Genomic DNA, 21,107 nt, shown 5'->3' on the forward strand with positions numbered 1-21,107 from the left:
GGTTGTTTTGCCGGGTGGCGGCTTCGCCTTACCCGGCCTACGAAACGCGAACCGTAGGTCGGGTAAGGCGAAGCCGCCACCCGACTTATTCACTTCGCTAACATCCTCTCATTCTTCGCCCGTAGTTTCTTCGCCCGACTCTCCAGCACCAGATAACAGACCGTGGCCAGCGCCAGCGGCAGGAAGTAATAGAGCATGCGGTAGGCGAGTAGGGCGGCAATAATCGCTCCCTGAGAAACATGCTCTCCGGCCAGAAGCGCAATGAACACCGCCTCCAGCACCCCAATCCCCGCCGGGATATGCACAATAACCCCGGCGATACTGCTCACCAGCAGCACGCCCAACACGAAGAAGTAATTCACGTCCTCGCCAATCAACAGCCAGATAATTGCTCCCATCGCCATCCAGTTAGCGCTGGATACCGCCATCTGCAGCATGGCAAACTTCCACGACGGCAATACCAGTTTCTGCCCTCTGAGGGTCATATGACGGCGTTTAGCAAATGCGCAGGCCCACAGATAAAAAGCGATAATCAGCAGCAGCACGATGCCGAGAATACGCAGCGTGGCTTCATCGATGTACCAGTGCGCGGGCAGTTGGACCACGCCGATGGTGAAAATCACCCCGCCGAGCAGAATATAGCCCAGCCAGTTAGTGGTGATGCTCAGGGAAAAAATGCGGGTTATAGTCCCGCCCGGCAGCCCGAGACGCGAGTAGAGGCGATAGCGCATGCCAATCCCCCCGACCCAGGTACTCAGCGTCAGGTTGAAGGCGTAGCAAATAAACGACACCAGCATCACCTGGCGTTTAGCCAGCTTGTGGCCGCAGTATGCCCGGCCCAGCAGGTCGTAGCAGCCGTACATCAGGTAGCTCACGATCACCAGCCCTGTCGCGCCCAGCAGCACCATCCGGTTGTAGTTGCGGATAACCTTCCACACCTCCTCCCAGTCAACTTTTTGGGCATACACTACCAGCAGCACGGCGACCGCAATAAAGAACACCCAGGTGAGAATTTTTTTCGCCAGCCGCCAGCGCGGATGTGATTTCGACATCAGGGTTTGCCTCCATCTTCCGCTTCAACGCGGTCCTGGGTTTCCATTTCGGGTTGTACCGGCGGGTCCACCTGCGCCAGCTTCGGCGTATGCGCTGGCAGCCAGCCGACCATCGCCGGGAAATGGCGAAGGAAGTGGAACACCACTACGCTGATGCCCAGGTTCCACCAGGTGCGTTTCGGCACCATAGACTCATCCACGCGCACGCAGTCGTTAACAATCAGGGCCTGCAAATTATCCCGCAGGGTCTGATTAAACTGGCGATCGTGGATGATCAGGTTAGCTTCGAGATTCAGCGATAAGCTCAGCGGATCCAGGTTGCTGGAGCCGACGGTGGCCCAGTGATCGTCCATCAGCGCGACTTTGCCATGTAGCGGTCGACGGCGATATTCGTAGATCTGAACGCCGCCTTTGACCAGATAGTTATACAGCAGCCGCGCGCCAACTTTGACTATCGGCATATCCGGCTCGCCCTGCACAATCAGCTTCACCCGTACGCCGCGCCGGGCCGCATTACGCATGGCATGCAGCAGGCGATAGCCCGGGAAAAAGTAGGCGTTAGCAATGATCACTTCGCGCTTCGCGTTGGCGAGCATCTTCAGGTAATGGCGTTCAATATCGTCCCGGTGCTCGCCGTTATCGCGCCAGACGAAAAGGGCCTGCGCTTCGCCGGGCTTGCGGTTCTCCTCCGGGCGATGGCGGCGTTTCCACCAGCGGCGAACGGCCTCTTTCCCCGGCAGGTTCTCCAGTTCGAATAATACGATGTCCTGTACTACCGGGCCCTCAATGCGAATGGCGTAATCCTGTTTTGCTTCCGGGCCGTAGTCGGACATATGTTCAGCGGAGTAGTTAATGCCGCCGACAAACGCCACCGTCTCATCCACCACCACAATTTTGCGGTGCATCCGCCGGAAAAGGTTGGTACGCATGCCAAACAGGCGCGGGCCCGGATCGTAGTAGCGGAACACCACGCCCGCAGCGGTCAGTTCATTCACGAACCCGTCGCTGAGGTCCGGTGAGCCATAGCCGTCCAGCAGCGCTTCAATTTTGACGCCGCGCCGGGCGGCACGCAGCAGTACGCTGTGTAACTGTTTGCCCACGTCGTCCTCGAACCAGATAAAGGTTTCGAGGATCACTCTCTGCTTAGCGTTATCAATCGCCTTAAAGACGGCCGGGTAATACTCGTCGCCGTTGACCAGCAGCGAGATCCGGTTGCCTTCCTGCCAGGAACATTTCATAAGTGGATCTCCGCGCTGAGCGGGGCATGGTCGGACAGATGTCGCCAGTTAAGTAAGGCCAGCGCCGTCGTGCTGCTGGCATGGGCATTTTTCACGTAGATACGGTCCAGGCGCAGCAGGGGAAAGCGCACCGGGAACGTCCGTGCCGGGCGACCATGGGCCCGGGTAAAAATCTCCTCCAGCCCTGCATTGACCTTCAGAGGATGGTTCGCGCGCTGCCGCCAGTCGTTAAAATCACCGGCCACGACCACGGGTTCACCGTCGGGAAGCGCATTGGTCCAGTCAGCCAGCATCTCTAGCTGCGCCTGACGGTGGGCTTCGCGCAGGCCAAGATGCACGCAACCGACATGAATGGGCACCGTGAGTGCCGGTGGCGCGATGCGGCAGTAAAGCAGCCCGCGCTTTTCGCTCTCACCTACGGAAACGTCCCGGTTCTCATAATGTTCGATAGGAAAACGTGACAGCACCGCGTTCCCGTGATGGCCTTCCGGATAGACCGCGTTGCGCCCGTAGGCGTAATCACTCCACATCGTGTCGGCCAGAAATTCATAGTGCGGCGTATCGGGCCAGTTCTCGAAATGCATGGGATGCACCTCGTGCGCGCCCATCACCTCCTGCAGGCAGACAATGTCCGCGCTGACGGTGCGAACCGCGTCGCGCAGCTCCGGTAAAATGAAGCGGCGATTAAATGCTGTGAAGCCTTTATGAATGTTTATCGTCAGCACTTTAAGCGAGAAATGCTGCATTTTTTGAGTCATAAGCCCCTTCCTGAGTGACTATCCCAATGAAAATAAAGTGTAGTCGGCGTCACAAAAAGATGCGGCGTTACGGAATTTTCCGTAAAGTGCGGTAGTCTGATTAAGCAGATAAAAATCCTTCAGGAGATAAGCCATGAAGTGGCAACAACGTGTTCGTGTCGCAACGGGGTTAAGTTGCTGGCAGATAATGTTGCATTTACTGGTCGTGGCCGTACTGGTGATGGGCTGGATGAGCGGCACGCTGGTGCGTGTTGGCCTGGGGCTATGCGTCCTCTATGGCGTCACCGTGCTGTCGATGCTGTTCTTACAGCGCCACCATGAAGCGCGCTGGCGCGAGGTGGGTGATGTGCTCGAAGAGCTCACCACCACCTGGTACTTTGGTGCCGCGATGATTGTGCTTTGGCTGCTGTCACGCGTGCTGCAAAACAACCTGCTGCTGGCCCTGGCGGGTCTCGCAATCCTTGCAGGGCCTGCGGTGGTCTCATTGCTCACCAAAGAGAAAAAGCTACGCAATGTTGCGTCTAAACATCGCGTACGCCACTGACCCCGTTGTGGCCGCTATGACCAGTAGCGGCCACAAACTCCCCCAGACAATATCCAGACTCGCATCCTTCAGGTAGATCTGCTTGGTAATGTCCGTAAAGTGGCGTATCGGGTTTATCCATGTGATGTCCTGCAGCCACACCGGCATGTTCTCGACAGGGGAAACGTACCCGGAGAGCAAAATCGCTGGCATCATAAAGACAAACACGCCGATAAACGCCTGCTGCTGCGTCGAGCACAGCGCCGAAATTAACAGCCCAAACCCCACCAGCGACAGCCCGTAAATCACCATCGTGAAGTAAAACAGCGCCAGCGAACCGGCAAACGGGATTTGATAGGCCCAAATTCCCACGCCCAGCACGATAGTGGCCTGAAATGTCGCGACAATCAGCGCCGGCACCGCTTTGCCAACAAAGATTTGCCAGGTCGCGAGTGGGGAAACCAGCAGTTGATCCAGCGTACCTTGCTCCCGCTCGCGGGCGACGGACAGGGAGGTGACGATCATCACCCCAATGGTGGTGATCATGGCGATCAGCGACGGCACCACAAACCATTTGTAGTCCAGATTCGGGTTGTACCAGTTACGCACCACCAGCTCGCTGTTGTTGGGCTTCGGTTTGCCGTCCATCAGCTCCTGCTGATAATTCTTCACCACCTGCTGCAGATAGTTGGCCGCAATCTGGGCGCTGTTAGAGTTGCGCCCGTCGAGGATAAGCTGCATCGGCGCGGTCTGGAAGGTATCCAGGTTACGGGAAAAATCTGCCGGGAAGCGCACCAGCAGCAGGGCTTTTTGCGTATCGATGGTCGGCTGGATTTCCTGCGGGCTTTTCAGCAGCAGGATATGGGTAAACGCTTTTGCACGGGCAAAGCGCTGCGTCAGCTCGACGGAATGTTTACCGTTGTCTTCGTTGTAAATGGCGATGGTGGCGTTGGTCACCTCAAGCGTCGCGGCAAAGGGGAACAGCAAAACCTGGATCAGCACCGGCAAAACCAGAATGGCGCGGGTTTGCGGCTCGCGCAGCAGGGATTGCAGCTCTTTTCGTATTAACGTCCATAGTCGGTGAAACATGTTCGCTCCTTAATCCAGACGCCGTTTGGTTTTCAACCACGTCAATCCGATAAACATCACCGCTGACGCCATTAAAAACAGCGTGTTGATAATCAGCACCACCGGAATATTCCCCGCCAGGAACAGGCTTTGCAACGTGCTCACGAAATAACGCGCCGGAATGATGTAGGTCACGGCGCGGATCACCGCTGGCATACTGTCTATCTGGAAAATAAACCCGGACAGCATAATCGACGGTAAAAAGGCGGCGTTGAGCGCCACCTGCGCGGCGTTAAACTGGTTGCGGGTGATGGTGGAGATGAGCAGCCCCATCCCCAGCGTGCTGAGTAAAAACAGGCTGGTGATAAAGAACAGCACCACCAGCGAGCCGCGGTACGGCACGCCGAGGATAAAGACGGCGACAAGCATGCAGAGCAGCATCGCCAGCATGCCGAGGAAGTAGTAGGGGATGAGCTTGCACAGCAGCAGCTCGACGCGCGTCACTTCTGTGGAGAGCAGCGCCTCCATGGTGCCACGCTCCCACTCGCGGGCGATCACCAGCGAGGTCAGGATCGCGCCAATCACCGTCATGATAATCGTCACCGCGCCCGGAATGATAAAGTGCTGGCTGATGGCGGCAGGGTTAAACCAGTAGCGCGTTTGCACGTCGATGAGCGGTTCAAACGTCTCCCCCCGGTCTTCGGCGCGCTGCATCTGCCATAGCTGCCAGATCCCCTCCACGTAGCCCTGCACGAAGTTGGCGGTGTTCGGTTCGCTGCCGTCGGTAATCACCTGGATCGGCGCGTCGGCATTCGCCCGCGCCATATTGGCGGCGAAATCCACCGGGATGACCACCAGCCCGCGAATTTTCCCGGCCTGCATCTTCTGGATCAGCGCTTGCCGGCTATCGCTGATGGTGGCGTCAATGTACGGCGAGCCGGTCATGGCGTGGGTGAAGTCCAGCGCCTCTTCGCTCTGCTGCTCCAGCAAAATGCCGACCCGCAGCTTGCTGGAGTCGAGGTTGATGCCGTAGCCAAAGATAAACAGCAGCAGCAGGGGGATCACCACCGCAATCAGCCAGCTACTCGGGTCACGCACGATCTGCCGCGTCTCTTTTATGCATAACGCGCGCACCCGGCGCCAGGAAAGGGCGTTACTGCGCATGGGCATTCTCCTTATCCCAGTCGTGGATGAGGGTGATAAACGCCTGCTCCATGGTCGGGTCTGGCACGGCATCGTCGGCGGCCTGGTTTTTCAGGTCGTCCGGGGTGCCGTGGGCAATCAGCTTGCCGCGATAGACCAGCCCGATGCGGTCGCAGTATTCCGCCTCATCCATAAAGTGGGTGGTTACCATCACCGTCACCCCTTTCTCCACCATGCTGTTGATATGCAGCCAGAACTCGCGGCGGGTGAGGGGATCCACCCCGGAGGTCGGCTCATCGAGGAAAAGAATATCGGGCTCGTGCATCAGCGAGCAGGCCAGCGCGAGGCGCTGCTTAAAGCCGAGGGGCAGTTCGTCGGTGGCGTGGGAGGCAATATTCGTTAACCCGAAGGCATCGCTCATGCGGCGGATTTTCTCGTTCTGCGCGCGCCCGCGCAGGCCGTACACGCCGGAGAAAAAGCGCAGATTCTGCTCGACGGTCAGGTTGCCATACAACGAGAATTTCTGTGCCATATAGCCCAGATGCTGGCGCGCCTTGCCGGAGCTGACTTTGAGATCCATATCCAGCACCAGCGCCTTGCCGGACGTCGGCACCAGCAGGCCACACATCATTTTAAAGGTGGTGGATTTCCCCGCGCCGTTCGGCCCGAGCAGGCCAAAAATCTCGCCGCGTTTTACCGCAAAGTTGACGTTATCGGTGGCGGCGAAATCGCCGAACTTTTTGGTCAGGGATTTGGCTTCAATCACCGTCTCGCCCGGCGTACCTTCAACCGTGTGGAGGATCGCGCCGAGAGGCGATTCCGATGTCCCCGCTCCGCCCAGCAGGTCGATAAACGCATCTTCAAAGCGCGGCGCCGTCTCTGCCATTTCAATTTCAGGCATGCCAGGCGCGCGGCGAATATCCTCGACGGTGGCCTCCTTTTTGAGGATTACGCGCACGGACCGACCCTGAATCATCCCGTCGCTCACCTGCGGCAGTTTCAGCACTCGCTGCAGCAGCCTGCGGTTGGACTCCTGCGGGCTGTGGAGGAGGAAACTGCGTCCGGCCATGCTCTGCGTCAACGTCGTTGGCTCGCCCTGATAAAGCAGCTCGCCTTCGTTCATCAGCAGCACGTCCCGGCACTGTTCCGCTTCGTCGAGGTAGGAGGTGCTCCAGAGGATCAGCATCCCGTCGCCTGCCAGCTCGTGCACCATCTGCCACAGCTCACGGCGGGAGATGGGGTCCACGCCGACGCCGGGCTCGTCCAGCAGCAGGACCTTTGGTTCGCCGACGAGCGTACAGGCCAGCCCCAGCTTTTGCTTCATCCCGCCGGAAAGCTTGCCCGCCAGCCGGCCGGTGAACGGGCCGAGGGAGGTGAACTCAAGCAGGCGGGCGAAGGTTTTCTGCCGGGTTTCGCCGGTCACGCTGCGCAGGTCGGCATACAGGTTCAGGTTTTCCATCACCGTCAGATCTTCATACAGACCAAACTTCTGCGGCATATAGCCGAGCATGGCGTGGAGCGCGCCGTCGTCTTTGATAGGGTCAAGGCCAAGCACGCTGGCTGCGCCTTCATCCGGCTTTAGCAAACCGGCCAGCATCCGCATCAGCGTGGTTTTGCCTGCGCCGTCCGGGCCGACCAGGCCGGTCACATAGCCTTTCTGAATGGTGCAGTTCAGCGGGGCGACCGCCGGTTTGTCCATCCCTGCGAAGCGTTTGACCAGATTGTTGAGCTGGATAACCGCGTCATTCATGTCGTTCCCCGTTGTTCACTTTTACGGTAACAGGCATGCCCTGACGCAGCGCGTCGTCCGCATCGGTGACGATGATGCGCAGACGGTACACCAGGTCGGTACGCAGGTCCGGCGTTTCAACGGTTTTCGGGGTGAATTCGGCGGTGGGGGAGACAAAGCCGACTTTGCCGTGATACGGCTTATCCGGACGACCATCGGTATAGAGCAGCAGCTCGCGGCCCGGCTGCATCTGGCCGAGATTTGGCTCGTCAATGTAGGCGCGCACCCAGACCGGGCGGGTCAGGGAGAGCGTTAATACGGTGCTGCCCGCGCTGAGCATGCTGCCCGGCTCCACGGCACGGGTCATCAGCGTACCGTCAGACGGGGCGATGAGGGTTGTATCATGCAGATCCAGCTCTGCCTGGGCCAGCTGCGCCTGCGCCTGTTCAAGGCTGGCTTTGGCCTGGGCAATGTCCTGCGGGCGGTTACCGGTGGTGTACTGGCTTAATTTATCCTGCGCGGATTTCAGCGTCGCCTGCGCCTGGTCGCGGGATGAACGCGCATTCTCCAGATCGTTGGCTGAAATGGTGCGGCTTTTCCACAGCCCCTGCTGACGGTTATAGAAATTCTGCGCGTAGTCGTAGGCAGCTTTCGCCTGCTTAACGGCAGCGGCGGCCTGGGCGATCTCTTCGTCACGATAACCCGCCAGCATCAGGTCATATTGCGCCTGGGCAACGGAAACGCCGGCTTTGGCCTGCATCAGGGCGTTCTCGTAGGGGGCTTTATCCAGCATGCCCAGCGTCTGCCCGCGTTTAATGGCATCGCCTTCGTCAACGCTCAGCGAGGCGAGACGGCCACCCACGCGGAAGCTCATATTCACGGTACGAATATCCACATTACCGTACAGCGTCAGGTCCCGGTCCTGATGGCTCTGATACCACAGCCAGCCACCGACGCCCGCGGCAAGCAAAACAACAACCACCAGAATGATGGCGACAGGTTTTTTCATGGCTTCAGGCTCCTTTGCGTTAAGCCTTGCAGGATCAGATCGAGATGACAGGTGATAACCTGGCTAATCTGCGCGGCTTTATCCTCATCGAATTGTGTCCAGCCGGTGCGTAACAGGATGGTTTCCCGCCCCAGACGAAAGGCAAGGATTTCACCCAGCAGGGCATGGGTATGCAAAATGGTCACGGTATCGCTGGCGTCCCGCCCGGTATAGGCGGCGATCAGGTGGGTCAGGTGGGTATGCATCGGAGCAATGACCTGATCGTGTACCAGCTGATAGGCAGTTGTAGGGGAGAGCTGCTCGCGGGAGATAAACTTACTCAGGTTGAGCGTATCGTCGTGCGTCAGCAGGCGGATCATATTATGGCAGGCATTCAGGATAAGCCGCCGGATAGCGTCACGATCCGGCGTCGGCTGGCTCAACAGCTCGCTGGCTTCTTCAACGTGCGGACGAAAATGTGTGCCGATAAAATCGGCAATCCACTGGGCGCAGGCGAGGTACAAATCCTCTTTTGAACCAAAATAGTAGGTGATCGCCGCAATGTTTTGCCCGGCCTGGGCGGCGATATCTCGCGTGGTCGCGTGCAGGCCATACTCGCCAAACTGCGCAAGCGCGGCAGCAATCAGCTGGCTTTTGGCCTGTTCACCTTTGGTTGTCGTTGGGGTCGTATTCATGGCGGCATTAAAAATTAATCAATCGATTGATTAAAAATAGCCCCGAATTGCTGAACCGTCGAGCGTTCGTGCTGGGATATTTTATGCGCCACGTCACAAAAGCTGCTACACTCCGCACCTTCACGACATTGTGGTTTTTGTCCTTCCCCTTTTCGTTATATCTCCCTGAAAACTACACCTGTGATGGTCGGGGCGGTTCGGAGTTTTTATGTCTTTTGATTCCCTTGGCCTGAACCCGGAAATTCTGCGTGCCATCGCAGAGCAGGGCTACGTTGAGCCAACCCCCATCCAGCAGCAGGCGATCCCCGTCGTTCTTCAGGGGCGTGACCTGATGGCCAGCGCCCAGACCGGCACCGGTAAAACCGCGGGCTTTACGTTGCCGCTGTTAGAGCTGCTGGTAAAAAACCAGCCGCACGCCAAAGGCCGTCGTCCGGTTCGTGCGCTGATCCTGACCCCAACCCGTGAGCTGGCGGCGCAGATTGGTGAGAATGTGCGTGACTACAGCCGCTATCTCAACATTCGCTCGCTGGTCGTTTTCGGTGGCGTCAGCATCAACCCGCAGATGATGAAGCTGCGCGGCGGCGTGGACGTGCTGGTGGCAACGCCTGGCCGTCTGCTGGATCTCGAACACCAGAACGCGGTGAAGCTCGATCAGATTGAAATTCTGGTGCTGGACGAAGCCGATCGCATGCTCGACATGGGCTTTATCCACGACATCCGTCGCGTGCTGGCCAAGCTGCCTGCGCGTCGTCAGAACCTGCTGTTCTCTGCCACCTTCTCCGACGAGATCAAGGCGCTGGCAGAAAAGCTGCTGCATAACCCGCTGGAAGTGGAAGTGGCGCGTCGCAACACCGCCTCTGAGCAGGTGACGCAGCACGTTCACTTTGTTGATAAAAAGCGTAAGCGGGAGCTGCTCTCCCAGATGATCGGCCAGGGTAACTGGCAGCAGGTGCTGGTCTTTACCCGCACCAAGCACGGTGCGAACCACCTGGCGGAACAGCTCAATAAAGACGGTATCCGCAGTGCCGCCATCCACGGTAACAAGAGCCAGGGTGCGCGTACCCGTGCGCTGGCGGACTTCAAATCTGGCGACATCCGCGTGCTGGTGGCAACCGACATCGCCGCGCGTGGTCTGGACATTGAAGAGCTGCCGCACGTAGTAAACTACGAGCTGCCAAACGTCCCGGAAGATTACGTTCACCGTATCGGTCGTACCGGCCGCGCGGCGGCAACCGGTGAAGCGCTGTCACTGGTCTGCGTCGATGAACACAAGCTGCTGCGCGACATCGAACGTCTGCTGAAGAAAGAGATCCCACGCATCGAAACCCCGGGCTACGAGGTGGATCCGTCCATCAAGGCGGAGCCGATTCAGAACGGTCGCCAGGGCGGCGGTCGTGGTCAGGGCGGCGGTGGTCGCGGTCAGCAGCCGCGTCGTGCTGAAGGCGGCGCGCCGAAATCATCCGGCAAGCCCCCGCGTCGCAACAACGACAGCAAACCGGCCGGCGAAAGTCCGTGGCGCAGCGGCGAAGGGAAACCGGCAGGGGAAGGGCAGCGTCGACGCCGCCCGCGTAAACCTGCTAACCCGCAGTAATCTGGAAGCCCGGTCGTAAAGCCGGGCTTTTCTTTTTGCGGCAGCGAAGAGAAAGTGCCACAATAGTGGCTGTTTATACAGTATTTCAGGTTTTTCGATGGCTTTAACCGCGGCGCTGAAAGCGCAAATTGGCGCATGGTACAAGGCGCTACAACGGCAGATCCCCGACTTTATCCCCCGAGCGCCGCAGCGGCAGATGATTGCTGACGTGGCAAAAACGCTTGCCGGGGACGACGGGCGACATCTGGCGATTGAAGCGCCGACCGGCGTCGGGAAAACCCTGTCATATCTCATTCCCGGCATCGCCATCGCGCGGGAAGAGGACAAAACGCTGGTGGTCAGCACCGCCAACGTGGCCCTGCAGGATCAGATTTTCAGCAAAGATTTGCCGCTGCTGCGCAAAATCATCCCCGACCTGCGCTTTACCGCCGCCTTTGGGCGCGGGCGCTACGTGTGCCCACGTAACCTGGCGGCGCTCGCCAGCAGCGAGCCGAATCAACAGGATCTGCTCGCGTTTCTTGATGACGAGCTGACGCCGAACAATAAGGCCGAGCAGGAGCAGTGTGCAAAACTCAAAGCCGAACTCGACGGCTATAAGTGGGACGGCCTTCGGGATCACACCAGCCAGGCCATCAGCGACGACTTATGGCGCAGGCTCAGCACCGACAAAGCAAGCTGTCTGAACCGCAACTGCCACTACTACCGCGAGTGCCCGTTCTTTGTCGCCCGGCGCGAAATTCAGGAGGCGGAGGTGGTTGTCGCCAACCACGCGCTGGTGATGGCCGCGCTGGAGAGTGAGGCGGTGCTACCGGAGCCCAAAAATCTGCTGCTGGTGCTCGACGAAGGCCACCATCTGCCCGACGTGGCTCGGGACGCGCTGGAGATGAGCGCCGAGATCACCGCGCCCTGGTTCCGCCTGCAGCTGGATCTGTTCTGCAAGCTGGTGGCAACCTGCATGGAGCAGTTCCGCCCGAAAACCACGCCGCCGCTGGCGGTGCCGGAACGGCTAAGCGAGCATTGTGAAGAGGTTTACGGCCTGATCTCCTCGCTCAATAACATCCTCAACCTTTATCTTCCCGCAGCCCAGGAGGCGGAACATCGCTTTGCGATGGGCGAACTGCCGGAAGAGGCGATGGAAATTTGTCAGCAGCTGGCAAAGCACCTTGAAAAGCTGCGCGGGCTGGCGGAGATGTTCTTAAACGATCTGAGCGAGAAAACCGGCACGCATGACGTGGTGCGTCTGCACCGTATTCTGCTACAGATGAACCGCGCGCTGGGCATGTTCGAAGCGCAGAGCAAACTCTGGCGGCTGGCCTCGATGGCGCAGGCATCAGGCGCGCCGGTCACCAAATGGGCCACCCGCGACGTGCGGGACGGGCAGGTGCATCTCTTCTTCCACTGCGTGGGCATCCGCGTGGCCGATCAGCTGGAAAAGCTGATCTGGCGCAGCGTGCCGCACGTGGTGGTGACCTCTGCCACGCTGCGTTCTCTGAACAGTTTTTCTCGTTTGCAGGAGATGAGCGGGCTTAAAGAAAAAGCGGGTGACCGCTTTGTGGCGCTGGACTCGCCGTTTAACCACTGCGAGCAGGGCAAGCTGGTCATTCCGCGCATGACGTTTGAGCCGCTGATCGACAACGAAGAACAGCACATTGCGGAAATGGCGGCCTATTTCCGCGAACAGGTCGAGAGTAAAAAATACCCTGGCATGCTGGTGTTATTTGCCAGTGGACGCGCCATGCAGCGTTTTCTGGAACACGTCACCGATCTGCGTTTACTCCTACTGGTGCAAGGTGACCAGCCGCGTTACAGGCTGGTGGAAACCCACCGTAAACGCATTGATAACGGCGAGCGTAGCGTGCTGGTGGGATTGCAGTCTTTCGCGGAAGGTCTTGACCTGAAAGGCGACTACCTGACGCAGGTCCACATTCATAAAATTGCCTTCCCCCCCATCGACAGCCCGGTGGTGATCACCGAGGGCGAATGGCTGAAAAGCCTTAACCGCTATCCGTTTGAGGTGCAGAGTCTGCCTGCGGCATCGTTTAACCTGATTCAGCAGGTGGGGCGTTTGATTCGAAGCCACGGCTGCTGGGGCGAAGTGGTGATCTACGATAAACGTCTGCTGACCAAAAATTATGGACAGCGGCTGCTCAACGCGCTTCCGGTCTTCCCGATTGAACAGCCGTCGGTACCGGAGATAAAAAAACGCCCGGCAAAACAGGCTGCCGGGCGTCGAAAAAGCATCCGTGCTAAGGGGCGCGGTCCTACTGGTAAGTGAAGGTCACCTGAACGACGCTGCTGAACGTGCCTGCGGTAACAGGCATAGCGGTGGCGTAATAGCGTGCGGCCAGCGGGAAGGTAGCCGTATGGTCGTTCTGGTCAATCAGCGCGTTAAAGCTGGCCTGCGGTGCGATGAGGATATGGTCCTGGCTGTCCGCCAGCTCCAGCGCCAGCCCCTTCGCGCTGCCCGTGTTGGCAAATTTGGTTGGGTGGGTAGCATCCGCCTGACCGTAAAAGAAGGCGGTCGCCAGGGCGAGGGATTTCGGACAATGCGTCACCTTCAGGCTGAAGGTTTTCCACGCGCCGGTATCCCCCACGTCGTGGAATTCACTGGAAGCCGCCTGGCCTAAATCAACGGTTAAATCCTTGCTGGCGATGTCCACGAGGCAGGTGTTGGCATAAATGTTACCGACCATTTGCAGCTGAATATCGTCAGCCCGGGCCAGACAGGTGAGCGTGCTGGCCAGTGCGGCCAGCACAAAGAGACGTTTCTTCATTTTCATCACTTATAGGCCAGAGTAATGGTGGCGACGGCGTTCGCCGGGCCAGGGGTGACTTCATCTGCCACCTGCAAATAGTTCAGCTTGACCGGGATATCCATCGTCTGGTTGGCATAGGCCAGGGTTTCAGTTGGGGTGTAGGTATCGAACGTTGCCAGCTCGTTGTCGATCACCATTTCAATCCCGACCCCCGTTGCCACGCCATCCTCCGGCGTGAGCTTAAGCACCCCCTGATAACCGGGTACGTAGCCGTCGCTGCTGGTGACCTTAAATTCCGGCTGAACGGTGGAGTTACAGTTCACCGTGATGTTGAACTCCTTTGCGGGCATCGCCAGCGTGCCGACCATATTGAAATCGCTGACCGGGAAATCGCCCATGTTGACGGTCAGGCTTTTTGGCAGTACGGAGCAGGTGACGTTTTCAAGGTTTACGTTACCGGCATAGCTAACATTGTTGGGTGAACCGATGCCTTCGTGACCAAAAACGCCAATGCCAAAAACGGTCTGGCTTTGATTTAGCGTACCGGATTCTACTGCGGTATCCGTTTTTACCAGCTCCAGCGTGACGTTAAAATCGAACGTCTGGTTGCCGTCAGTTGAGACATAGCCAATAGGCGTGCCGCGGGAGTCGCAGGTGACCCCGCCCGCACCGCTGATGCGCTGACCTTTGTCGTTCATCAGCGCAATGCCAACCCCCTTCACTCCGGATTCATAGACCCCGGAAAGGCCGGGAATTTCCGTGCCGTAGCCGTAGTAGCAGGAGACGATCTCCAGACCCTTATCTGCAGCACTATCGCAGTGGCCCGCGACGTGTACCGTCTGTTCGGTGCCGGGGATGGTCGCGCCGACGGGAAGCGTGGTGGAGACGGAAACCGTGGCCAGGTTAATGGTTTTTGGCATATCCGGTGACGTACAGGTGGCCTTTGCATGCGGCATAAACAGCGATGCGGTTGCCAGTATGAGTAAGAAAAAGCATTGTTTTACAAGCTGCATAGGTGAACCTGCTCGGTTGATTACTGACACTGCGCGGCAGCGTTAATAATGTCTGTTTTCTCTTTTTCATCCGTGAGCGTGTATTCCGCAACGCAGTGGTCGCTGGCTTCCTGTCCCCATGAGACGGAAAGCTTGCCGCGATCGGGCATTCCGGAAAGATAGGTTTGGCCATCAGTGCCGACGATAAATTCGCTGTCCTTATCCTCGGTGGTGACCGTTGCGCCGAAGGGCAGCGGCTTCCCGTTGTGCGTCAGCGTCATCAGGACGCGATGACCCACGCGGGTATTGAAGCTTGCCCGCACCACCGCACCGCGGGTTGGCGTGACGATCTTCGAAGCGTGCGTCACGTCAGCCTCGTCAGGCAGCGTTTCGGTATCCAGCGAAATCGTGTTGTGGCGATAGGCGGTGACAAAGGGCACCACGGTATAGCCGCGGAAGTCAGTTTCCACGCCCGTCTGGTTGGCGATGTGCGTGCCGCTGGCTCCGGGCGCTTTCACCAGCGCGATGGTCTCGCCCAGCGGCTGGCTCAGCGTCAGGCCGTTAGCGTGGGCTATCATGCCCCCCTGCAGACCGACGTTGGTGGTCCGCTGGTATTTGTCCTGGCTGAAACCGCCACTCACTTCCCCGTAGGTGGCTTTATAATCGGCGTTCAGACTGGTAGAGGTACCGTTCTCTGATGAGTCATAGCCTTCCTGCACGTTCCAGTTAAGGTTGTTCTCCTCCAGCGCCGTCCCGTTCAGGCCCAGCGTGTGCGTGGTGCCGTCTTTATTGTTATTCATGTTGTAGGAGGCCCAGGTGTTGCTCATCCAGCGATCCAGCGGTACCGACACGCTCAGCGCGAACAGGTTATCGTTACTGACCGAATCGCCCTCGTCATCGCGGCTGTTGGTGTTTTTGTTGAGGCTATAGCTCATGCTGTAGGTGATTCCCTTCCAGCTGTTGTTATAGCTGACGCTCATCGAGGTCATGTCCTGACCCTGGTTCCAGTAGGTCTCTTTGACCAGGCTCAGCGTAAACGATCCCCAGCCTTCGCCGAGGGTTTGATCGATGGTGGCCTCGGTACGCGCGCGGCGCTGCTGCGGTGCTGACCAGTCATCGGCGCGGGTATAGGACTCCATGGTGTCTTCGAGGGTGTAAAACCCTTTACTGTTGTAGCGATAGCCAGCCAGAGCGAAGTTTGTGCCCGTACCCGCGAAATCTTTGCTGTAGCGCAGACGCCAGGATTGCCCCTTGCTGGCCTGCTGTTTTTTGAGCAGCGCTTTGGCGCGCGTCACGTCGACAGAAAACGCGCCAAGATCGCCAAAGTTTTTACCGGTGCCCAGCGCCTGTGACTGATAATGGCTGCTTTGCTGTACGCCACCGTAGGCGGTGAATCCGTACGGCAGGCCATAAATGGCACTTCCCTGAGCGAAGGGCGTTTTTTCCACGTCTTTGTCATAAGAGCGGTAGCGCCCGGCAGTGACGCTGTATTTCAGGTGCTTTTCGCGCTGGAGGACCGGAACGGAGGCGTAGGGCACCACAAAGTGACGTTCGCTGCCGTCCGTCTCTTTCACGGTGACCTGGAGATCGCCGCTGCTGCCGGTGGGATACAGGTCATTGATTTCAAATGCACCCGGCGCAACGGTATTTTGATAAATCACGTAGCCGTTCTGACGTACCACCACCAGCGCATTACTGTGGGCCGTACCGCGGATGATCGGGGCATAGCCTTTTTCGCTGTCCGGCAGCATATCGTTGTCGGAGTTTAGCTGCGCGCCGGTATACGGAACGCTGTCAAATACGTCTGCCGGGGAGCTGCTTTGGCCTACGGTCAGATCGCTTTTTAACGCCACGATATCGCGCTGGGCATAGGTGTAGACCGAGTTAAAGGATTGCTCTTCTTCGTGACCGCTGGTGCTGCGACTCCAGGTGGAGTAGTTGCGCAGGCGCCACGCGCCGACGTTCAGGCCCGGACGCAGGTTAACGTACTGGCTGCTGTTGTCCTGCATGCCCTGCTGACGGGCGTGGCTCTGGCTGGCGCTGGCGCTGTAGTTGAGGATGCCCGCCGTGATCCCCTCATCAAATTCTGTTGGGTCAATATAGCCACGGGGAACCTGACCGAGCGCGGACTGCGGAATGCTCAACAGAAGCTGCTGGTTGCTGACGCGAAATGTCGCCATCGCCGCCGGTATGGCGTGCAAATCCGCGCATGAGCCTTTCACGGCAAGCTGAGGATAGTCGTCAGTTTTAATACCCAGGCTTTTTAAATCGGACAGAGTAAAGCAGGGCTGAAGGGAATTTTCTCCATTATCCTGCTTTTGCAATATAAAGGTCACGTCGCGGGTATCAATTTTATTATTATTGATAAAGATCGTGACCTGATATTTCCCTGGCGCCTGTCCCGGGCCTTTTTCATAAATGGAGAGATCGGTTTTTCCCTGCTGTGGATTATCCACATCCAACAACGCTGGATTAAAATAATCATCCGCCCGCGTTTGCTGCGAAAAACCCACGGCCGCTAACCCGCATAGCAGGGTCAGCAGCGTAAGCATCCGATAAACGGAAGGCAATTGCCTTCTTGGGGTTGAAGAATAGGTAATCATAAGGTGCGTTATTGGGTACGGTATTAATGCACGGATGCAGAGAGCGTTTTGCTGATGCTGCCGTAATCAGTAATAATTGACCAAGACACGGTTGAACCGCCGGTATGTGCAGGCAACGCAAAATGGGTTTCGGTTTTTGGTACGGCCCAGGTCGCTTTATCGACCTTATGACCGTTAAGGGTGACCGACTGGAAATTCATATAAAACGGCGTCGGGTTGTTAACCACTAAATCATTGCCCTCGCGGTGCCACTCAAGCTGATCCGCGACCGTTTCCGGTTTACCCTTGACGGAGGCCGGGCGGTACATCAGCTTAATGCGCGTGTTAACCGCAATTTGCAGGGTATTGACCCCTGCCACCTTTTTTGAGGAGGGGATGGCTTTTATATTCAGCCAGAACATCGACTCGCGATCTTCAGGCAAATTTCCGCCGGTACGTACGACGCGCAGAACGTTTTCCTGCTTCGCATCAAGACGAAACAGTGGCGGCGTAATCAGAAAGGGAGCTTTGGCCAGGTCTTTACCGCCAGAATCCGCCCAGGATTGCACCAGATAATCCGTTGCATCTGGGTTTGAAATACCGATAGAGGATTCCTTTTTGCCTCCCTGGTAGACCAGGCGCGTGCCGTTAATAATAACGCCTGCATGTGCCGTTGCAGCTACCAGTAAAAGGGTGCTGAGTAAATAACCGTGACGCATAGTTTTTCTCAAAATAAGGCGGGACTATCTCTTTTTTGCAAAAGGAAATAGTCCCTGGTGAACAATATCAGTTATAAATAACCGTGAATGTTGAAACAGAGTTTGCCGGACCCGCGGTAATAGTCGCACCGGTTTGAATATATCGCGCGGCAAACTGCAGATCGTTTACTGCGGTGCCGGAGGCCAGCGGATACTCTTTTGACGGAGTATATAAACTGACGGGCTGTTCAGAAGAGTCGATCAGCTGAATGGCTACGCCGGTTGCGGCATCTGCATCGGGGGTTAACGCCAGGGTGCTGTTGTTATTGGCATCCGGGGTTCCACCGAAGTTGATTGCCGCCGCCGTAACGGTTTCCGGGCAGTTTTTTAACTCAATATCAAACTTCGTGGCGGTGCTGGTGGAGCCGGCACCGGTAAAGACCGTCTTGGAGACTTTGCCTAATGTCACGTTCAACGGGTTACTTAAACCATTCACAACCTGACAGGCGGAATCGATGATTTCGCCCGTAAAGTTGATCTGTCCTTCACCGTCTGTTGCTGCAAAAGCGGATGCCGAGCAGCCAATCACCGACGCGATAAAAAGACCTAACGCAATCTTGTTCATAATAGTTCCTGGTGTGTGGGTAAAAACGTGCCTAAGGTTTTTGCCCGTTGTCCTCAATGATTTCCGTTCGTTATTTAATCAAAGAATGGATGGACAAGAATCTTCTATAGGCATCACAAATAATTGAATCAGTGCTTGCATAATTTTTTTCTTCGGTAAAACAGATGGCTCTGGCGGTGGGGATAAAAAGCTACCTGGCAGGTTTCATCGGGGATATAGTGTTAACAAGGTGACGTTTTCAGGAGAGATGCCGTGGATTATCGTAAAATTATCAAAGAGGTAGGGCGTGGAAAAAACCATGCCCGCGACCTGGATCATGAGACAGCGCGTGCGCTTTACACCCGTATGCTCAACGGTGAGGTTCCCGATCTCGAACTCGGCGGCATTCTTATCGCCCTGCGCATTAAGGGAGAAGGTGAAGCGGAGATGCGCGGCTTTTATGAGGCGATGCAGGCGCAAACGCTGCGTCTGACGCCACCGGTGGCAAAACCGATGCCGATCGTCATTCCCAGCTATAACGGCGCGCGCAAGCAGGCTAACCTGACGCCGCTGTTGGCTATTCTGTTACATAAGCTGGGTTTTCCGGTGGTGGTGCATGGGGTGAGTGAAGATCCGACCCGCGTGCTGACAGAAACGATTTTTGAACTGCTGGGGATCGAACCCACTCTCCACGCCGGGCAGGCGCAGGCGAAGCTCGATAGCCATCAGCCGGTCTATATTCCCGTTAAGGCGCTCTGCCCGCCGCTGGAAAAGCAGCTCGCAATGCGCTGGCGAATGGGCGTGCGTAACAGCGCGCATACGCTGGCGAAGCTGGCCACGCCGTTTGCCGAAAATGCCGCGCTGCGCCTTTCCAGCGTTTCGCACCCGGAATACGTGGGGCGCGTGGGGAAATTCTTTGAAGAGATTGGCGGCAACGCGTTGCTGATGCATGGGACGGAAGGCGAGGTGTACGCTAATCCGCAGCGCTGCCCGCAAATAATGCTGATCGACGCGGCTGGGACGCGTATCGCGCTTGAACGTGGGGAAGAGAACAGCGGCGTTATTCTGCCGGAGGCGAAAGATCCCTACATCACCGCGAAGTGGATTGAACAGTGCCTTGCCGGAAATGTGCCGGTGCCGCAGTCCATCAGGTTACAGATGGCCTGCTGCCTGCTGGCGACCGGGGAAGTTGACACGGTCGAGGCTGGCATGAAACGGGTTGAGGCGGCATTTTAGGCAAAAAAAAGCCCGTCCAGTGGCGGACGGGCAAGCAAGGGTAACAAACAACAGGGTCAATGAGGGTTGGAGCAGCTCACCAGAGGGTTTGGTGAGGGTACAGCATTCATTCAGGCGATTATTTGTAGATAACCGCAGTACCGCTCAGCTTGTTGTTGGTGTTAGCGGAGGTGATGGTGTATCCGCTTGCACCGGCAGCAGCCGCTTTCTCAGCCAGTTTGGCTTCCAGGCCGTCCAGCGTGGTCGCGCCTTCTGCACTCACCACACCGATTTTATTCATGCTCTGCGCCTGAGTAGATGAAACAGGCTCTACAGCGAATGCGCCAAAAGACAGAGCGGACAGGGCAACAGCAGCAACAGCATATTTGATGGTTTTCATAATTAATCTCTCGCAGGTTATTCTGTTAAGGGGACGATGTTCCGTCGATGTGATAAGTATCACGTTTTTTCTGCAGAGATAAAATCGAAGAGAATTGACGTGGTTAATCAAAAAAATTGAATGACAAATAACTTATTGATTATTAATAAATTCAAATTACGGCTTTACACTTCTTGTTGATACGCTTTACAGAAGAAAGTTGAATGGCACATTTTGCTACGCGGTTCGCTAAAAAGCGTGAGCGTAAAGGTAAGCATTCGGGCGGTTAACTTAGGTAAAGGAAAGTCAGCGTAACTGGCTGTCTTTCGATCCTCTGCGATTATATCCCGAATGTGAAGCGTTTTTTGAATCTTTATCCTGCTGGCAGGTTATGCATAACCTTACGCCGGGAATGGCTTTTTGCCGCGCCTCAGGAATGGGCTCTCCGCACTCTTCGCATTCCGTTAAACTTTCGCCGCGCGGAATTTCGCCGCGAGCGCGCGCAACCGCATCTTCAATCGTACTGTTGATCTGTTCGTTCACGGCATCATCATTTGCCCAACCGGAAGCCATCTTGCCCTCCTGATATCGGTTTAAGCCATAGCGTTAATATGGGGTTAAAAAATGCACAATCAAGGTGAGAGGGGAGACAAACTGCATCTGGCAGGCAGATGCAGTCGGGTGAAAGGAAACACGTTATTTATAGATAGTCGCTGTGCCGTACATATGGTTATCTCCACCTGCGGAGTTCACCACGAAGCCTTTAGCGCCTTCCTGGCGAGCTTTTTCAGCCAGTTTATCCTGAAGATCGTCAAGGTTGCTTGCGCGGCTTACCGAGACGGTACCGGCCGGGCGCAGCTGGCTGGTGTCCGTGCTTTGGGTCAGGGACTGAACGGCCATAGCGGAGAAAGAGGCGCTCGCCAGGGTACCGGCGAGAAGAGCAAGGGTCAGATACTTTTTCATAATCACATCCTCATGAGGAAACAACAGGTGATTCCCTATAAGTTTAGAAGCCTGACGAGTGTGATTTAGCGCAAATATTTGATGATGATCTGCTTATTTTTTGAACGATAAAAGCTGACAATCTGCTGACAGA

General features: G+C 56.8%; 20 protein-coding genes. 4 read left to right on the forward strand and 16 right to left on the reverse strand.

Annotated features, from left to right (window positions below; translation table 11 throughout):
- Positions 1–89: 89 nt before the first annotated feature.
- The 3 genes from ACOTXR_RS00995 to ACOTXR_RS01005 are packed head-to-tail and all read right to left on the reverse strand — an operon-like array spanning position 90 to position 3,048.
- Positions 90–1,052, reverse strand: coding sequence for a lysylphosphatidylglycerol synthase transmembrane domain-containing protein (locus ACOTXR_RS00995; RefSeq protein WP_014883085.1), 963 nt, complete (start codon positions 1,050–1,052; stop codon positions 90–92).
- Positions 1,052–2,290, reverse strand: a complete 1,239-nt coding sequence (clsB, locus tag ACOTXR_RS01000) for a cardiolipin synthase ClsB (protein WP_014883086.1) — start codon at positions 2,288–2,290, stop codon at positions 1,052–1,054. Before clsB ends, ACOTXR_RS00995 begins: the two co-directional genes overlap by 1 nt.
- Complete coding sequence (locus ACOTXR_RS01005; RefSeq protein ID WP_058690465.1) at positions 2,287–3,048, reverse strand: endonuclease/exonuclease/phosphatase family protein; 762 nt, start codon at positions 3,046–3,048, stop codon at positions 2,287–2,289. The genes clsB and ACOTXR_RS01005 overlap by 4 nt, the downstream gene beginning before the upstream one ends.
- Before the next feature lie 133 nt (positions 3,049–3,181).
- On the opposite strand from ACOTXR_RS01005, the gene ACOTXR_RS01010 reads away from it, so the two are divergent.
- Complete coding sequence (locus ACOTXR_RS01010) at positions 3,182–3,592, forward strand: YbhQ family protein (RefSeq protein WP_014883088.1); 411 nt, start codon at positions 3,182–3,184, stop codon at positions 3,590–3,592.
- Here ACOTXR_RS01010 and ACOTXR_RS01015 read toward each other — a convergent pair.
- From ACOTXR_RS01015 to cecR, 5 genes are read right to left on the reverse strand one after another with little or no spacing between them, the layout of a single operon-like run.
- Positions 3,554–4,660 carry an ABC transporter permease gene (locus ACOTXR_RS01015; protein WP_023332455.1) on the reverse strand — a complete coding sequence of 369 codons (1,107 nt, stop codon included), beginning with the start codon at positions 4,658–4,660 and terminating at the stop codon, positions 3,554–3,556. The genes ACOTXR_RS01010 and ACOTXR_RS01015 overlap by 39 nt on opposite strands.
- 9 nt (positions 4,661–4,669) lie before the next feature.
- A complete protein-coding gene (locus tag ACOTXR_RS01020; RefSeq protein WP_014883090.1) occupies positions 4,670–5,803 on the reverse strand; it encodes an ABC transporter permease in 1,134 nt (377 codons plus the stop codon).
- A complete protein-coding gene (locus ACOTXR_RS01025; protein ID WP_058690464.1) occupies positions 5,793–7,532 on the reverse strand; it encodes an ATP-binding cassette domain-containing protein in 1,740 nt (579 codons plus the stop codon). The genes ACOTXR_RS01020 and ACOTXR_RS01025 overlap by 11 nt, the downstream gene beginning before the upstream one ends.
- Complete coding sequence (gene hlyD, locus ACOTXR_RS01030) at positions 7,525–8,520, reverse strand: secretion protein HlyD (RefSeq protein WP_058690463.1); 996 nt, start codon at positions 8,518–8,520, stop codon at positions 7,525–7,527. The genes ACOTXR_RS01025 and hlyD overlap by 8 nt, the downstream gene beginning before the upstream one ends.
- A complete protein-coding gene (cecR, locus tag ACOTXR_RS01035) occupies positions 8,517–9,194 on the reverse strand; it encodes a transcriptional regulator CecR (RefSeq protein ID WP_200923848.1) in 678 nt (225 codons plus the stop codon). The genes hlyD and cecR overlap by 4 nt, the downstream gene beginning before the upstream one ends.
- A gap of 208 nt (positions 9,195–9,402) precedes the next feature.
- On the opposite strand from cecR, the gene rhlE reads away from it, so the two are divergent.
- A complete protein-coding gene (gene rhlE / locus ACOTXR_RS01040; RefSeq protein WP_058690461.1) occupies positions 9,403–10,785 on the forward strand; it encodes an ATP-dependent RNA helicase RhlE in 1,383 nt (460 codons plus the stop codon).
- Positions 10,786–10,882: 97 nt separating this feature from the next.
- A complete protein-coding gene (dinG, locus tag ACOTXR_RS01045) occupies positions 10,883–13,060 on the forward strand; it encodes an ATP-dependent DNA helicase DinG (RefSeq protein WP_058690460.1) in 2,178 nt (725 codons plus the stop codon).
- Here dinG and ACOTXR_RS01050 read toward each other — a convergent pair.
- The 5 genes from ACOTXR_RS01050 to ACOTXR_RS01070 all read right to left on the reverse strand — a co-directional run bounded on the left by ACOTXR_RS01050 (position 13,047) and on the right by ACOTXR_RS01070 (position 18,438).
- Positions 13,047–13,559, reverse strand: coding sequence for a fimbrial protein (locus tag ACOTXR_RS01050; protein WP_078309776.1), 513 nt, complete (start codon positions 13,557–13,559; stop codon positions 13,047–13,049). The two genes, dinG and ACOTXR_RS01050, sit on opposite strands and share 14 nt — an antisense overlap.
- A gap of 5 nt (positions 13,560–13,564) precedes the next feature.
- Positions 13,565–14,554, reverse strand: coding sequence for a fimbrial protein (locus ACOTXR_RS01055; RefSeq protein ID WP_058690459.1), 990 nt, complete (start codon positions 14,552–14,554; stop codon positions 13,565–13,567).
- A 20-nt stretch (positions 14,555–14,574) separates the two neighbouring features.
- Positions 14,575–17,085 carry a fimbria/pilus outer membrane usher protein gene (locus tag ACOTXR_RS01060; RefSeq protein ID WP_058690458.1) on the reverse strand — a complete coding sequence of 837 codons (2,511 nt, stop codon included), beginning with the start codon at positions 17,083–17,085 and terminating at the stop codon, positions 14,575–14,577.
- Positions 17,086–17,159: 74 nt separating this feature from the next.
- Positions 17,160–17,834 (reverse strand): fimbrial biogenesis chaperone, encoded by a 675-nt coding sequence (locus tag ACOTXR_RS01065; protein WP_047026667.1) that lies wholly within the window; start codon positions 17,832–17,834, stop codon positions 17,160–17,162.
- 67 nt (positions 17,835–17,901) lie between these two features.
- A complete protein-coding gene (locus ACOTXR_RS01070; protein WP_023338176.1) occupies positions 17,902–18,438 on the reverse strand; it encodes a fimbrial protein in 537 nt (178 codons plus the stop codon).
- Between the two features lie 252 nt (positions 18,439–18,690).
- On the opposite strand from ACOTXR_RS01070, the gene ybiB reads away from it, so the two are divergent.
- Positions 18,691–19,653 carry a DNA-binding protein YbiB gene (ybiB, locus tag ACOTXR_RS01075; protein ID WP_014883101.1) on the forward strand — a complete coding sequence of 321 codons (963 nt, stop codon included), beginning with the start codon at positions 18,691–18,693 and terminating at the stop codon, positions 19,651–19,653.
- Between the two features lie 118 nt (positions 19,654–19,771).
- On the opposite strand, the gene ybiJ is transcribed toward ybiB, so the two are convergent.
- The 3 genes from ybiJ to mcbA form a co-directional block, all read right to left on the reverse strand.
- Positions 19,772–20,032, reverse strand: a complete 261-nt coding sequence (gene ybiJ, locus ACOTXR_RS01080) for a DUF1471 family protein YbiJ (RefSeq protein ID WP_014883102.1) — start codon at positions 20,030–20,032, stop codon at positions 19,772–19,774.
- A gap of 285 nt (positions 20,033–20,317) precedes the next feature.
- The gene (locus tag ACOTXR_RS01085; protein WP_014883103.1) at positions 20,318–20,584 is read right to left on the reverse strand and encodes a DksA/TraR family C4-type zinc finger protein; all 267 of its coding nucleotides are present in this window, start codon (positions 20,582–20,584) and stop codon (positions 20,318–20,320) included.
- 123 nt (positions 20,585–20,707) lie between these two features.
- Positions 20,708–20,974, reverse strand: coding sequence for a DUF1471 family periplasmic protein McbA (mcbA, locus tag ACOTXR_RS01090; RefSeq protein ID WP_014883104.1), 267 nt, complete (start codon positions 20,972–20,974; stop codon positions 20,708–20,710).
- Positions 20,975–21,107 lie beyond the last annotated feature (133 nt).

Origin of the sequence: Enterobacter cloacae complex sp. IR53030, assembly GCF_049238365.1 — a bacterium.
GTDB lineage: Bacteria > Pseudomonadota > Gammaproteobacteria > Enterobacterales > Enterobacteriaceae > Enterobacter > Enterobacter kobei.